The sequence below is a fragment of the Shewanella sp. SM20 genome, from assembly GCF_025654545.1.
Classification (GTDB): domain Bacteria; phylum Pseudomonadota; class Gammaproteobacteria; order Enterobacterales; family Shewanellaceae; genus Shewanella; species Shewanella oncorhynchi.
On record NZ_JAKKRK010000054.1, the window covers coordinates 16,976 to 31,217 of the forward strand.

Consider the following 14,242-nt stretch of genomic DNA (forward strand, 5'->3'; position numbering starts at 1 on the left):
ATGCAATTTCCAGATGATGACAATGGTAAAATGCTGGCCGCAATGGCTGAAGCGGGAATCGATTTAACTAAAGAGTTAGATGTTGATTTCTTTTTGGTTTTTGATGACCAACGCGATGCTGAAACTGCGTTAGAAGAATTAACAAATTCTGACTTGGAAGGCGAGCTTGAGCTGAATCTGAATGATGAGCTTGGTAAGTGGGAAATCATTGTTTGTCTCAATATGGTGCCTGAGTACGATACATTGGTTGAACAAGAAGTCATGCTAAATGATTTTGCTGCCGAATTCGGCGGCATGACCGACGGTTGGGGCGTAATGCAACATCAAGACGGTGACGATGAGTTTATGGACGATGATGACCATGACCATGTTCACGGTGAGCATTGCAATCACTAATTTTGATGCGCTTTAAGCCTTGAATCTAATAAACCACCTTTTGGGTGGTTTTTTATTGATGTTTTTCTGCGCTCCGTTAGTGATCTCAATAGCCTCGTTTGGCACTTATAGCGTTATTGTGCCTCGCTTAAACTGAGATACGTTTAATGCAGATTAATGACGATAGGGCGCAAAAATCTCTAATAACCAGTCGATAAAAGCTTGAGCTTTTAACGGCAGGCTTGGGGATTTTGGGGTGAGTAAATAATATCGATAGGGACTGGTAAAGGGGGCGTCGAAGGGGATGACTAAGCTGCCATTTGCCAGTTGTTCTTCGATGAAGAATCGCGGAATAAGTGCTGCGCCCATGCCACTCGCAGCCGCTTGACTCAACATATAAAAATGCTCGACACCAAAGGTTTGTGCTTGGGTGAGTGTTAAACCCACCTTTTCCGCCCAATACTCCCAAAGTTCTGGTCTGGTGGTGTGTTTAAGCAAAGTGACATGATTAATGTCCTCGATATTTTGCAGTTTAGGCGCTAGTGAAGGCGCGCAAACTAAGCATAAATCCTCATCCATCAGCTTGATATAATTCGCGCCCTTAGGGATAACTGTGCTACTACGGATCGCAATATCATAACGACCTTGGCTAAAATCCACGGCAAAGTCGCCAATGGATAAGTCGACATACAAGTGTGGATGGCGGGATTTAAACTGCTCCATTCTTGGAATGAGCCAATTGATGGTTAAGCTTGGCAGCACATTGATGGCTAAGGTTTGCGGCTTAGTGGGCTGACGGCGCAAGTCACTGGTAGCACTAGATAGTGTTTGCAGAGCGGCTTGAACATGGGGTAAATAGCGTTTGGCTTCATCGGTTAAACCGACTTTTTTGTGTAAGCGTACAAAGAGCGCAAAACCTAAATAATCCTCCAATACTCTGATTTGTTTGCTGACTGCGCCATGGGTGACATGCAACTCCTTGCTGGCTAATGTCATGCTCTGTAAACGTGCTGCGGCTTCGAAGGCACGGAGAGAATTGAGGGGCGGTAGTTCGGCAAACATTTTATTTCCTACTGCTGGAAAATCAGAACAGGACTCGGGATTTTGTGTGAGTTTATCTCACGCTGTGCCGACAATAACTCCTTTGCGTTTATTTGGCAAACGCAGTCTAATGTTCGGCAATCACTCTCTTTTTTATCAGAAGAATAATAAATCATCATGGAATTTGAACTGACTCTACAAATCGCAGCGATACTTTTTGCCGTCGCTATGGTGGCTGGTTTTATTGACTCAATCGCTGGTGGCGGAGGCTTGCTGACCATTCCTGCACTTATGTGGGCAGGCTTGCCGCCTGCGGTTGCCTTAGGGACAAATAAGCTGCAGGCCTGTGGCGGCAGTTTTTTTGCGAGTTTGTACTTTGTCCGTAAAGGGCTGGTTGATCTTAAATCCGTTAAGTTAGCCTTGATTTGTGCATTTATCGGTGCGGCATTGGGTACGATTCTAGTTCAACTCGTCGATACTGAAGTGCTGGAGTTGATGTTACCTTTTTTGATTTTGGCTATTGGTTGTTACTTTTTATTTTCGAAAAAGATTTCTGAAGATGACAAACATCAAGTGCTGACTCCTACCGCATTTGCCTTTACTGCGGCATTGGGCGTGGGATTGTACGATGGCTTTTTTGGCCCTGGTACTGGGAGCTTTTTTGCGCTGGCCTTTGTATCGTTAGCGGGGTTTGGTTTGGCGAAGGCAACTGCCCACGCAAAACTACTTAATTTCTCCACTAACATTGCTTCGCTGATCTTCTTTGCCTTGGGCGGAAAAGTGATTTGGTTATTAGGATTAGTCATGCTGGCAGGGCAAGCGATTGGCGCAACCTTGGGTTCTCGTCTCGTGGTCACTAAAGGTACAAAGATTATCAAGCCATTGGTGGTGACTATGTCCCTTGCTATGAGTTTTAAACTTTTGGCGAGCCAATATAATTTATTTTCGTAAACTATTTGATATTAAGCATTTTATAAAACTCACTCATCAATAGACGCTCTTTAAGCTGCGCATGAGTGTAGCTTAGTGGCGTCCATCTTGGCTCAAAAGTTAAGCCGAGGTGGATATCACCCAAAAGATCCGCCAAATGACGACTTAAAACGTCTCATCCTACTTTGAGTTAGGTGTACTCTTTCAAGTTTTTTGAATAGTATTACCTGTCATTTTTAATACACTTTTTAGGCTTCTTATTGTTTTGGTGTGTATTTTAAATATTGTGTACATATTTAATCCGATTGATATAAGTGCAGTGTCTATCTTGCCAGTCTTATTTTGCATCGACGGGCGGCATGTGCGCTCGGGTTTAGCGCCACCACTTCTTTAAAAGAGCGATTATGAAATTTATCCACACCTCGGACTGGCACATAGGTCGTCAATTACACAATCAATCACTACTGGATGATCAAGTCTTTGTGCTCGAGCAAATTATTGCTCTAGCGGATGAACACAAGGTGGATGCCGTGATTGTGGCGGGGGATATTTATGACAGATCGATTCCGCCTGCAAATGCGGTCGCACTGTTAGATGATGTGCTTAACCGCTTAGTGCATGATTTAGGCCTGCAAGTCATTATGATTGCGGGTAACCACGATGGTCACGAGCGCTTAGGTTTTGCAGCAAAACAAATGGCGGCAAGTGGGTTACATATTATTGGGCCTTTGAGTGCTGACATTCATCCCATTACTTTATCGAGTTCAAGCGGTGATGTGGTGTTTTATCCCTTGCCCTATGCCGAACCTGCCACAGTGCGCCAAGTTTTTGAGTGTGAGGCGGCAAGCCATGAGGCCGCAATGACGCTATTGCTTGAACAAGTACGCCAGCACGATAGCCAAGGTTTGCCTAAAGTGGTGATAAGCCATTGTTTTTTGGATGGTGGTAGCGAGTCAGAATCTGAGCGGCCACTGAGCATTGGTGGCGCCGATAAAATATCGCCAACGCTATTTACTGAGTTTGATTATGTCGCTCTTGGGCATTTGCACGGACCGCAATACAAAGGTGCAGAGCATGTGCGCTACTCAGGATCGATTTTGAAGTATTCCTTTAGCGAACAACATCAACATAAGTCGGTGACCTTAGTCGAACTTAGCGCGCAAACGCCGATTAAAATTAGTTTATTGCCTTTAACGTCGATACGCGATGTCCGTATCTTAGAAGGGGAGTTAGCCACATTACTCGCCCAAGGTAAAACGGATATCAAGCGTGAGGACTACCTTATGGTCAGACTCCTTGATAAACATGCCATTTTAGATGCTATGGGAAAATTGAGAGCCGTTTACCCTAATGTGCTGCATTTAGAGCGGACTGGTCTGATGGCGGGGCAGCAACAAGTCACCTTGAGCCGAGATCATATCAAAAAAGGCGAGATGGACATGTTCCGTGACTTTTTCTCTCAAGTGTCCGGCGAGTCATTAACACAAGCACAGCAAGCCGTGATGGATGAACTCCTGACTAAGCTACACAATGAGGAGCGCCAAGCATGAGACCACTTAGCCTTTCCATGTCAGCCTTTGGCCCCTTTGCATCGACTCAAGAACTTGATTTTACGGCCTTAGGGACTAATCCGTTATTTTTGATCAATGGACCCACAGGTGCGGGTAAGACGACCTTGCTCGATGGTATTTGCTTTGCCCTCTATGGCAAAACCACTGGTAATGAGCGTGAAGGCAGCCAGATGCGCTGCGATATGGCCGATGATAGTCTGCTAACAGAAGTCACTTTTAGTTTTCAGTTGGGTAATAGCAGTTATCGTATTCGCCGTGTGCCAGAGCAAGACAGGGTTAAAAAAAGCGGTGACGGCTCAACGGTGCAGAAGCCCGAAGCTCAGTTATATAAGATAGACGCCGAGGGTAATGAAAGTTTGCTGGTAGCGAGCAAAGTCTCTGAGGCAACCGCTGAGATTGAAGCCTTAACTGGCCTCGATGTGGAGCAGTTTCGCCAAGTGATGGTGTTGCCGCAGGGAAAATTTCGCGAATTGTTAATGGCAGACTCTAAAGCCAGAGAACTGATATTTAGTCAGCTATTTCAAACGCATATATACCGACGTATTGAAGATTCCTTAAAAAGTAAGGCTGCAGATATCCGCGCCTTAGTGAAAGATCAACGCAGTCGCCGTGATGGCATTTTACAAAGTGCGGGTTTAGCATCCGATGACGAGCTTAGCTGTGAATTAGCCCAGCTCACGCCAGAACTTGAAACTGCCCAAAGTGCGAAAGAACAAGCATTACAGCAGCAACAATGGGTGATAAAAACCAGCGATGCCGCCCAGCATTTATTGGCAGAATTTGCGCAGTTTGATGCCTTAACTCAAATGGCAGTAGCGCTTGATGCACAGCAAGAAAACATGGCTGCGCAAACCTACAAACTGAATTTGGCCAAACAGGCGCAGCACTTGGCACCCATGCTTGAGGTGTTTGTGGCCCGTGAGCAGGAAGCCAAGGCGGCAAGTCTTTCCCTTGAACATGCGAAAACAGCATTAATCAATGCTAAACAAGCCTTCGATAACGCAGAGCTTAAGGCCGCTGATTTGCCCGTGTTGGAAGCGTCGTTACTCGAACAGGAACAGGTCAAACAGCAACTGAATGCCTTAGGGCCGCAGCTCAGGGAATTGGATAGGCTTAATAAAACCCTTGAACAAGAGCAAGCGCAGCTCATTAGCGCGAAAACACAACTTCAGAACAGCAAAAATGAGTTAACCACCGTAGTCCAAAAACGCCGTGAATTGGAATCCGCTCTGCCGCAACTACAGGCCAACAGCGAAACTCGCCTCTCATTGCAACAAGCGCATCAGCAGCAACAGCAGTTATTGTCTACCTATCAGCAATGGCAACAAGTGGCGGCAAGGGTATCGTCGACACAGGCAAAACTTGTTGAGGCTAAAGTCAAAGGGCGACAACTCAGTGCTCAGCATCAGCAAGCACAGGTTGCATATAAAGCCTTATTGTTGACTTGGCACCAAGGGCAGGCCGCTATTTTAGCGCGGCAATTACAGCAAGATGAACCTTGCCCCGTTTGTGGCAGCCAAACACATCCACAGCCAGCACAAAGTCAAGAGCCGCTCCCAAGTGATGAAGCGCTGCAATTAGCACTAGAGGCTGAAACGAATGCTCAAGAAATCCTGAGCAAAGCCAGAGCGGAATATCGTGGGCTACAAACGCAGTTAGAAACCTTGCAACAGCAAGCACAAGATCTCGCGGTCCAATTGGGCACTGCGGTTGATATTCCTTTAGGCGAACATACACATACCTTGTCGCAATACGCTTTCTCACTCACTCAAGCGGAGCAAGCCCATCAGCAGTTACAGCTGTTACAGCAAGAGATTGCATTGTTGCACGCACAGGAAACGCATCTACAACAAAAGCTAGAGCAAGGACAAACACACGACAGTGCACTGCAATCTAAAGTGGATCTATTGCAGGGGCAGTTAGCGCACATACAGCAAAGTGTTCCATCTGCGCTTGCAACGCTTGAGGCCTTAACTGCAGCAATCGCGCAAAATCAGCAAAGTATCAGCCAAATTAAGCAACAGATCACTAGTGTTAGGGAGCTCCAACAAGAGACTGGCCAATCTTTTGTTGCGGCTAAAGCGGCACTTAATGGTGCTGAAAATGCTGCTGAGGCGGCATTAGCCCAGCAAACGCGTGCACAGCAGCAACTCAATCAGCAATTAGTCGCAGCAGGTTTTGCCGATCAACAGGCCTTATTTGAGGCCATGCTGGATGAAGAACAACAGCGTGCATTCGCCAGCGAGATTGAGGCTTACCAGCAGCGCAGTGCTTTGACCAAGGCACAGTGCGAGCAGTTAGCGCTTAAGCTTAAGGATAAAGTACTACCCGATAGCATTAAGCTGGCTGCTGAGCTTGAGTTCGCGCAGCAAGCATTACACGCTGCCGAGCAGGCATGGCAGTTGCTTCACACTCGCACAGTATTACTGATGCAAACCCAAACCCAGCTGAGTATTGCCGATGCAAAAGCTAAGGTTTTGGAAGATGAATATGCGGTTATCGGCACCCTTGCAGATGTCGCTAATGGAAATACAGGTAATAAGATCAGTCTGCAACGTTTTGTGTTAAGCGTACTGCTTGACGATGTGTTGTTAGAGGCAAGCCACAGGCTACACCTCATGAGCAAAGGGCGTTATCGTTTACTACGTAAGGAAGATAGAGCCAAGGGTAACAAAGCTTCTGGGCTTGAATTGGAAGTAGAAGATGCTTATACCTCCAAAGTGCGTCCTGTGGCCACCTTAAGCGGTGGTGAAAGTTTTATGGCAGCATTATCTATGGCGTTAGGCCTATCTGATGTCGTGCAAGCCTATGCAGGTGGTATTAAACTCGATACTTTATTTATCGATGAAGGCTTCGGCAGTTTAGATCAAGATTCTTTAGAACTGGCCATTCGGACCCTGATGGATTTGCAATCCTCTGGCCGCATGATAGGGGTGATCTCGCACGTGTCGGAAATGAAAGAGCAGATAAATACCCGCATCGACATCAATAAAACCTCACATGGGAGCGAAATGACGATAGTTTTGCCTTAGTTGCTCATTCTCACAGAGTGCGATAAATAACAAATTGTTTTATAAGTGTTATTTATTGTATCTCCTGTGTGTTTAACATTCGGATAATACATGCAAAGTGAGTTGAAAATGCCAACTAGCGCATGTTTTTCATTAATGGTGCAACAAAAGAGTGAAATAGCGTTTGTCATAATCGGTTTTTTGATATAAGTTGGAAAAAATTCGGGCTTCCCTCAAAGGGACTGGTCAAAAATAGAACGCAAAGTTAACGAAAGGTGAAAAGCGTTGCAAACAGGCAAACCCAACTTTATCAACTTATCGCAAACCCGTTTGCAGAACTTATCATCGACCCAAAAGAACATTCTATTAATGGGTAGTTTGTTGATGGGTGCTGCGATGTTGATGCCGAATAATAACCATGTTACGCCAACTGCTCAGCGTATCCCTGTTGTTCTCGATATTGAAAATATTCTCCCTCAAGTTTCTGAACCTGAAGTCCTAGATCAAGCTGCACTCATTAATAATGCTCCCCAGTTTGAGCGAATTATCGTTTCCGGTGATACCTTAAGTGGGTTATTTTCCAAGGCGGGTGTTGATCAGCAGACTATGTATAAGGTTTTAGAAGCTGATTTAAACATTTTGGCACTTGATACCTTGTTACCTGGTAACAGAATGCAATTTTGGCTTGATAGTGAAGGCCAGTTACAAAAATTAGAACTTTATTTTAACGCTGCCCGCCAAGTGGTTTTTACGCGTTATGAAGACGGTAGTTTTAATGTTGAAGAAGTGAACGTTGAAGGTGTTTGGCAAAATCGAATTTTGACTGGCGATATTAAAGGTTCTTTCTACGTTTCAGCCCAAAAAATGGGTTTAGCCGCTGCAGATATTCAGCGAATTGAAGATTTACTCAAAGAAAAATTGAATTTTGCCCGTGATTTACGAGCTGGCGACAAATTCTCAGTTTTGGTAAATGATCAATATGTTGAAGGTGAACCGACGGGAAGTAGCCAAATTTTAGGCGTCAGTATTAAAAGTGGCCGTTCTGAAATTAGTGCATATCAATATTCTGATGGTAGTTATTATGATGCTAAAGGTCAGAGTTTAGTTCGGGCATTCCAACGTTATCCGTTAGCTAAACAACCGCGTATGAGTTCACGTTTTAACAGCCATCGCAAACACCCAATCACTGGGCGTATTTCTCCCCATAATGGAACAGACTTTTCTGTGCCGATCGGGACTAAAGTTATTGCACCTGGTGATGGAATTGTCAGTTTAGTTACGGACCATCAGTTTGCTGGTAAGTATATTGTGATTGAACATGGTGGTAAGTACCGTACCCGTTACCTACATTTGTCTAAGGCGTTAGTGCGTAAAGGTCAACGTGTAACTCGCGGTCAAGTGATTGCTTTATCTGGTAATACAGGTCGTTCGACTGGTCCACATTTGCATTATGAATTCCATATCAATGGTAAACCTGTTGATCCGTTGAAAGCCGATATTCCTATGTCGAGCAAGTTAGCGAATCAAGATTTACGCACATTCACTAATATGGTGAAGAGTCGTGAAGCTATAATGAACTTAGGTTAGCCAAACCTAAGCTAATAGAATTTATAGTATCAAAGTTTGAATAAACAATAGCACTGACTTTCTAGAAGAGTTTATCAATGCCGATGGAATGAAAATTTCATCGGCATTTTTGTTTCCACAATACTTATTATGGTAGACATTTTCCTGCTATCACGAGTACTGTTCGAGTTGTATAAAAGCTTAAAATTTGTTCGATTCGAAGTCGTGGCGATAAAACATAAGGGGATAAAATAGGTAGGATCTTCAGTTATAAGTGTTATAGCGAGTCATTCAAAAGGTTGTGAAGAGGAAAATTGTGCGGCTGAAGAGCTTATAACGTTTTTTATTAAGGACTGAACAGAGAACCCAATATGCAGTGCTAAATCGTGCCTATCAGCTTGCGTGGCGCCTTTGCATCACTTTTAATGCGCACTTGCACAATTTACCTTTTAATGCGGGACAGCCACCACAGGGTGATTTTTTAAAGGGACGTAATGCAAAGCTGTGTTCTGTGGGTAAAGGAGAAAGTCGAGTAATAATAGTCGATGAAAATGTCGCATCATTTGCGGCAATAAACTTAGCTTTCGCGAGTTTTAATTGTTTTTTGAGTGTTGATTTATTGCTATGGGCAAATTCTTGCTGAGCAATATGCTTAGAGAGTAATTGGGTGAGGTGCTTTCGTTGAGCCTTTTTATTCGTCAAAGATTTATCAGTCTGCGCGCGTAGATGTGATGAGGATGTAATAGCGTTCCCTGTGTTTGAAACAGATTTAACCTGTGCTTTGAGTAGCTTTTTAGCTTGCTTTTTACACCACTTGCTTAAGAGTTTGTCGATATTCTGTTTCGTCATTGTCATTACAGTATTCTGCAGCACTAGATACTACAACATTCTAAATGAAAACTATTATCAGTCAAGTTTTGGGCGAAAAATATACGAAGGTCAGGTGTCGACTTTATCTGCAGAATAAGGGGATATGTTAGCGTCGATGCAAGTCAATAATAAGCGCAAATCAAATTCAAACTGGTGATAATCCGGCTCCATGTGGGTACACAAATTATAGAAAGCTTTGTTGTGATCTTTTTCTTTTAAATGGGCTAATTCATGTACGACGACCATACGCAACAAAGGTTCTGGCACACGCTTTAAACGCGAAGAAATGCGAATTTCGTTCTTCGCTTTGATTTTATTGCCTTGAACTCGTGCTACGTAAGAATGCAAGCCAAGTGCATGATGGCTAATATTAATTTTGTCATCAAATATCACTTTTGAGAGCGGGGAGGACTGGCGTAAAAATTGATTTTTAATCGTCTGAGTATAGTCGTACAGCGCTTTATCGCTACGAACGCTATGTATGACAGGATGACGTTTCAGCAATAGCTTGGGTAATGTGCCAGCATCGAGATGTTGCTGTACCTGCTGCTGAATATCAAGGCTGTAACCGTTTAAGTACTTTAATGGATTCATAGAGGATTTAGCTCCGAATGACTTCGGAGCCTGAGTTCATCACATTACTTATACTTTGCCAAAAATTCGGCGATTTTGATGGGCATAAGCGGCTTCGAAAGCTAACTGCTGTACTTTTTTAAGATCTAAACTATCGAAATCAACTTGGGGTGGATTGCGCTTGTTTTGCTCTTTGATAGTGACAGGAGACAATAGACTGACAGGTAATTCCCCTAATTGAATGGCTGCTTCAAGTTTAAAGCTTGTCGCTGAACCCGCGAGTTTACCTTTTTGCTCACGTTCTATGATGACAACTTCATCAACGCGATAATCTTGCATAAGCTTATGAAAAGCGAAGTGAAACTCACGAATAGCTTCTGTGGTAGCAGATTGGGAAACGGTGAAAGACACCTTACGGCATTCTGGCACATTGAAGGTTTCACCTTCATAGCTCAATAAACTGATAATGGCTTCGCCACCTTTTAATTCAACACCACAAACTCTCATGTTACACCTTCAAAATATCGATAATAGCGCTATTGTAGCTGGAAATGACATGAGGATCAGTGTTTACCCTGCGCTTTTGATTCGCTTGGCGACAGACTGATAATTTTAGTATGTCAATTTCCAGTATTAGATCATGCCTATGTGATTTGTATCAGAGATAATATCTGATGTTAAATCCATCGGCATTTATGCATAAATTAGTTTTAAACTTCTTCAGTATCATTGTCTTGCAGTAATTGCGCCGCAGCAGGTTTTCTACGCATAGGAGCATCGCCGACATCCACGCCCGTGATGAAACGCTTATCCCGCGACGGTGCTGGTGTGGTTGCTTTGGTTCTTTTGCTCTTACCTTTAGCAAGCTCCGCTTTAGCAACACGTTTTACTGGCGTCTGTTTAGCTTTGCTTTTTAGACCACTAAATTTAGCTTCGAGGCCTGGAATTGTGCTGATCTCAAAGGTTTTTCTGAGGAAGACTTGGACTTTCTTAAAGTTGTCCCAATCTTTTGGCCCGACGAGCGATATCGCATCACCTTTTGCGCCTGCACGACCAGTACGGCCGATACGATGCACGTATTCTTCGGCAAATTTAGGCATGTCGAAGTTAACGACCAAGGACACATTGAGCAAATCCAGACCACGAGAGGCGACATCGGTTGTCACTAGTACTTGTTGTTGGCCACGGGCAAATTGGTCCATGATTTGGTTTCGTGCGGCTTGCTTTAAATCACCGCTGAGGGCGGCGGTCGCAAAACCTTGCGCGGTTAATTTAGCCGCTAAGCGCTCAGTATCAGGACGCGTCGCGGTAAAGATGATCACTTGTTTATGGGTTTCATCTTTGAGCAAACGGGCTAATAACGCTTCTTTATGGTCTAAGTGGTCACATAAAAAGATACGTTGATGAATATCGTTATGCTCAGAGTGAGCCGCGCCAATCGCCACATGTGCTGGATTTTTTAGTAATGTTGCTGCGATATCATTGATTTCGTCGTGATCTAAAGTGGCCGAAAACATCAGCGTTTGACGACGTTTATGATCGGCTGCATCGTTGATGGCTTTTAACTGCGGGGCAAAGCCTAAATCCAACATGCGGTCGGCTTCATCGAGGACTAATAACTCTAAGCCATTGAGAAAAAGATGCTTCTGTTCTAAATGATCGGCGATACGGCCTGGAGTCGCGACAATGAAATGCGGTTCTTTCGCTAGAGCTTTGGCTTGGTCATTAAAGTTTTCCCCGCCCAGTACGCTGATGGCCTTGTATTGGGTGTTGGCGACAAGGAGGCGAAGCTGACTATAAACCTGATGCGCTAGTTCGCGGGTCGGTAATAAAATCAAGACTCTAGGATCACGTTTCGACAGTGAGCGGGTAGAAATGACTCTTTGCAATGCGGGTAACAAAAACGCTAAGGTTTTACCTGAGCCCGTTTTTGATGACGCCATTAAATCTTTACCTGCCAATGCGATAGGCAGTGCTTGTTCCTGGATGGCGGTGGGTTCTGTGATCCCCATATGTTTTATGCTTTGAAGCAGACGCTGGTCCAGAGAAAAATCGGTAAATTGCAAAGGTATATCCCCTAAATCTTAGTAAGGGCAGATTATAGCCTTAATCATCCTTGCTCAGCTATCCACATCGGTGATTATCTCTGCTTCATGCACGGATTGATGTAGAAAGTGCACCATTTATGCTCTGTTGATTGTATTTATTTACATTGGTATTACAACCTCTTAATTGTGTCGTTTTTACCGATTGACAGTGGATATGGCAGGATTTTACGTTATCGTGTACTGCATTGAGTTACAGGAGAAATGATTTATGGCTAACGGAACAACCCCTTCGGTAGGTATTGCCTTGGGCAGTGGGGCGGCGAAAGGTTGGGCACATATAGGTGTATTGAATGGTTTAGCTGCCATGGGTATTAAGCCCGATAAAGTGGCTGGATGTTCGGTGGGGGCTTTAGTGGGTGCCGCTTACGCCCATGATCATTTACCCGAGTTAGAAAAATGGGTGCGCGGTTTTTCTAGTTGGGACGTGCTTGGCTTGATGGATATTCGATGGCGTAAAGGCGGGCTTATCGGTGGAGACAAGGTGTTCGATGTGCTGCATGCACGTATAGGAGATGTGAATATTGAGAATCTCAATCGTCCCTTTGCAGCCGTCGCGACTGACTTATACTCTGGTCAGGAAATTTGGTTTACTGAAGGGGATTTACGGCAAGCGGTACGGGCCTCTTGCTCCATGCCGGGGATTTTAGCCCCGGTCAGACAAGGAGAACGCTGGTTAGTCGATGGTGCTGTAGTGAATCCTGTGCCTGTTTCGGTCAGCCGTGCCATGGGCGTTGATGTAGTGATTGCAGTGGATTTATATGGCTATCATTCTGGGCGTATCCAAGTGTTACCCGTGAATATGACCAGTCAAAGGACTGTCCAAGCTGAAATGGATATGCCAGCGCGACAAGAAACGGGCTTTATGGATTTATTTGCCCGTGGCCGAGATTATGTCAGTAACCTAACCGATAAGTTTTCACTCGGTACTAAATCGAATCCGGGGATGATTGCTGTGATGTCGCAATCTATGGGTATTTTAGAGCAAAGGCATAAACGGGCGCGGTTGATGGGCGATCCACCAGATATTTGTATTGTGCCAGAGGTGGGAAATATCGGCACTATGGAGTTTCACCGTGCTGATGAGGCGATTGCCGCCGGCGAAGCGGCGGTGGAGAAAGTCGCCCACTTGATTGAAGCAGCGCTCTGGAAGGGCTGATGAGTCAAAATGTAGAGTTAAAAGTTTTATATAGATAGCGTTTGATTGCCAGATAAACAAAAGTCGGTATCACTTTTGCGATACCGACTATTTGCTATCTCATATTGAGATGTTTATACCGCTTTGTTGGTGACTTAGGCTAGTTTGACCAACATTTTACCGCGATTCTTACCTTCAAATAGACCGATAAAAGCATCAGGTGCTTGTTCAAGCCCTTGATAAATTGTTTGTTCTGCTTTTACTTTGCCTTCCGCTAACCATTGAGCCATTTTTGCGGTGAACTCAGGATAATGCGCCCAATGTTCGGATACGATAAAACCTTCTAACTTGAGTTTTCGCATTACAATTAGGGCTAAGTTGTCAGGGCCAGGTGTTGGAGTTGTGTTGTTATATTGCGAAATCATACCGCAAACAGCGATACGTCCATGATCTTTCATATTGCTTAGCGCTGCGGCTAAATGCTCGCCACCGACGTTCTCAAAATACACGTCAACCCCTTCTGGGGCTGCTTTTGTCAACGCTTGGGTAAGATTGCCACAAGTCTTGTAATTGATGACCGCATCAACACCATAACTTTTTAATAATTCAGCTTTTTCATCTGAACCGACAGAGGCTATTACACGAGCACCTATTAGTTTACCAATTTGGCAGGCTACGCTACCTACTGCGCCAGAGGCTGCGGAAACGAACAGTGTCTCACCCGCTTTTAAATCTGTAATGCGAGTCAGTCCTGTCCAAGCTGTCATGCCTGGCATTCCGAGTACGCCGAGGAAATGTGAATTATCAAGCGTAGTTCTGAAGGATCCCCTCATAAATCAGCCATAGCATAGCCATATTTGAGCAACTGATTGGCGAATAATACCCAGGCCGCCAGCAATTCTTTCTCCGTGATTTGATAATCAGGCCGCCTGAGTACCTCCAATCCCAAGCGAATCGTTGAGAGTACCGTTCGATGCCCAATGGTATTGGCCTGAAAATGCTTATCCCAGCCCTGTTGCTGTGCGTGTAAACCAACTAGCCACAACAGGCATTGAACCATCA

At 44.5% G+C, this 14,242-nt stretch carries 11 protein-coding genes and 2 pseudogenes; 6 read left to right on the forward strand and 7 right to left on the reverse strand.

The annotated features are described in order from the left end of the window. Complete coding sequence (locus L5M18_RS18920; RefSeq protein ID WP_105252914.1) at window positions 1-396, forward strand: ribonuclease E inhibitor RraB; 396 nt, start codon at window positions 1-3, stop codon at window positions 394-396. 153 nt (window positions 397-549) lie between these two features. Here the strand turns inward: L5M18_RS18920 and L5M18_RS18925 are convergent, their stop codons facing one another. After that, window positions 550-1,437, reverse strand: a complete 888-nt coding sequence (locus L5M18_RS18925; RefSeq protein ID WP_168823676.1) for a LysR family transcriptional regulator — start codon at window positions 1,435-1,437, stop codon at window positions 550-552. 156 nt (window positions 1,438-1,593) lie between these two features. Here L5M18_RS18925 and L5M18_RS18930 point away from each other — a divergent pair, with 156 nt between their 5' ends. From L5M18_RS18930 to L5M18_RS18945, 4 genes are all read left to right on the forward strand, one after another. Further along, the gene (locus tag L5M18_RS18930) at window positions 1,594-2,367 is read left to right on the forward strand and encodes a TSUP family transporter (protein WP_028760428.1); all 774 of its coding nucleotides are present in this window, start codon (window positions 1,594-1,596) and stop codon (window positions 2,365-2,367) included. A gap of 383 nt (window positions 2,368-2,750) precedes the next feature. After that, entirely contained in the window at window positions 2,751-3,896 is a 1,146-nt protein-coding gene (locus tag L5M18_RS18935; RefSeq protein ID WP_263198220.1) for an exonuclease SbcCD subunit D, read from the forward strand. Beyond that, complete coding sequence (locus L5M18_RS18940) at window positions 3,893-6,949, forward strand: AAA family ATPase (protein ID WP_263198221.1); 3,057 nt, start codon at window positions 3,893-3,895, stop codon at window positions 6,947-6,949. The genes L5M18_RS18935 and L5M18_RS18940 overlap by 4 nt, the downstream gene beginning before the upstream one ends. 264 nt (window positions 6,950-7,213) lie before the next feature. Next, window positions 7,214-8,515: a peptidoglycan DD-metalloendopeptidase family protein gene (locus L5M18_RS18945; RefSeq protein WP_113938827.1), complete on the forward strand. Its 1,302-nt coding sequence runs from the start codon at window positions 7,214-7,216 to the stop codon at window positions 8,513-8,515. Between the two features lie 372 nt (window positions 8,516-8,887). Here L5M18_RS18945 and L5M18_RS18950 read toward each other — a convergent pair whose 3' ends face one another. The 4 genes from L5M18_RS18950 to L5M18_RS18965 form a co-directional block, all read right to left on the reverse strand. Next, the gene (locus L5M18_RS18950; protein WP_317629903.1) at window positions 8,888-9,343 is read right to left on the reverse strand and encodes a hypothetical protein; all 456 of its coding nucleotides are present in this window, start codon (window positions 9,341-9,343) and stop codon (window positions 8,888-8,890) included. Between the two features lie 90 nt (window positions 9,344-9,433). Beyond that, a complete protein-coding gene (locus L5M18_RS18955; protein WP_028760423.1) occupies window positions 9,434-9,958 on the reverse strand; it encodes a M48 family metallopeptidase in 525 nt (174 codons plus the stop codon). 48 nt (window positions 9,959-10,006) lie between these two features. Beyond that, window positions 10,007-10,444 (reverse strand): DUF3010 family protein, encoded by a 438-nt coding sequence (locus L5M18_RS18960; protein WP_028760422.1) that lies wholly within the window; start codon window positions 10,442-10,444, stop codon window positions 10,007-10,009. A 203-nt stretch (window positions 10,445-10,647) separates the two neighbouring features. Next, window positions 10,648-12,003 carry a DEAD/DEAH box helicase gene (locus L5M18_RS18965; RefSeq protein WP_113938824.1) on the reverse strand — a complete coding sequence of 452 codons (1,356 nt, stop codon included), beginning with the start codon at window positions 12,001-12,003 and terminating at the stop codon, window positions 10,648-10,650. A gap of 250 nt (window positions 12,004-12,253) precedes the next feature. Here L5M18_RS18965 and rssA point away from each other — a divergent pair, with 250 nt between their 5' ends. After that, entirely contained in the window at window positions 12,254-13,201 is a 948-nt protein-coding gene (gene rssA, locus L5M18_RS18970; protein WP_105252908.1) for a patatin-like phospholipase RssA, read from the forward strand. A gap of 134 nt (window positions 13,202-13,335) precedes the next feature. Here rssA and L5M18_RS18975 read toward each other — a convergent pair. Both L5M18_RS18975 and L5M18_RS18980 read right to left on the reverse strand, forming a co-directional pair. Further along, a pseudogene (locus tag L5M18_RS18975) lies at window positions 13,336-13,998 on the reverse strand (NADP-dependent oxidoreductase); the annotation flags it as partial. A gap of 11 nt (window positions 13,999-14,009) precedes the next feature. Beyond that, window positions 14,010-14,242 (reverse strand): annotated as a pseudogene (locus tag L5M18_RS18980) (IS4 family transposase); the annotation flags it as partial.

Coding starts and splice junctions, on each gene's coding strand:
- L5M18_RS18935 (WP_263198220.1), top strand. CDS start 2,751: ATGAAATTTATCCACACCTCGGACTGGCACATAGGTCGTCAATTACAC.
- L5M18_RS18925 (WP_168823676.1), bottom strand. CDS start 1,437: ATGTTTGCCGAACTACCGCCCCTCAATTCTCTCCGTGCCTTCGAAGCC.
- L5M18_RS18930 (WP_028760428.1), top strand. CDS start 1,594: ATGGAATTTGAACTGACTCTACAAATCGCAGCGATACTTTTTGCCGTC.
- rssA (WP_105252908.1), top strand. CDS start 12,254: ATGGCTAACGGAACAACCCCTTCGGTAGGTATTGCCTTGGGCAGTGGG.
- L5M18_RS18920 (WP_105252914.1), top strand. CDS start 1: ATGCAATTTCCAGATGATGACAATGGTAAAATGCTGGCCGCAATGGCT.
- L5M18_RS18960 (WP_028760422.1), bottom strand. CDS start 10,444: ATGAGAGTTTGTGGTGTTGAATTAAAAGGTGGCGAAGCCATTATCAGT.
- L5M18_RS18950 (WP_317629903.1), bottom strand. CDS start 9,343: ATGACGAAACAGAATATCGACAAACTCTTAAGCAAGTGGTGTAAAAAG.
- L5M18_RS18955 (WP_028760423.1), bottom strand. CDS start 9,958: ATGAATCCATTAAAGTACTTAAACGGTTACAGCCTTGATATTCAGCAG.
- L5M18_RS18940 (WP_263198221.1), top strand. CDS start 3,893: ATGAGACCACTTAGCCTTTCCATGTCAGCCTTTGGCCCCTTTGCATCG.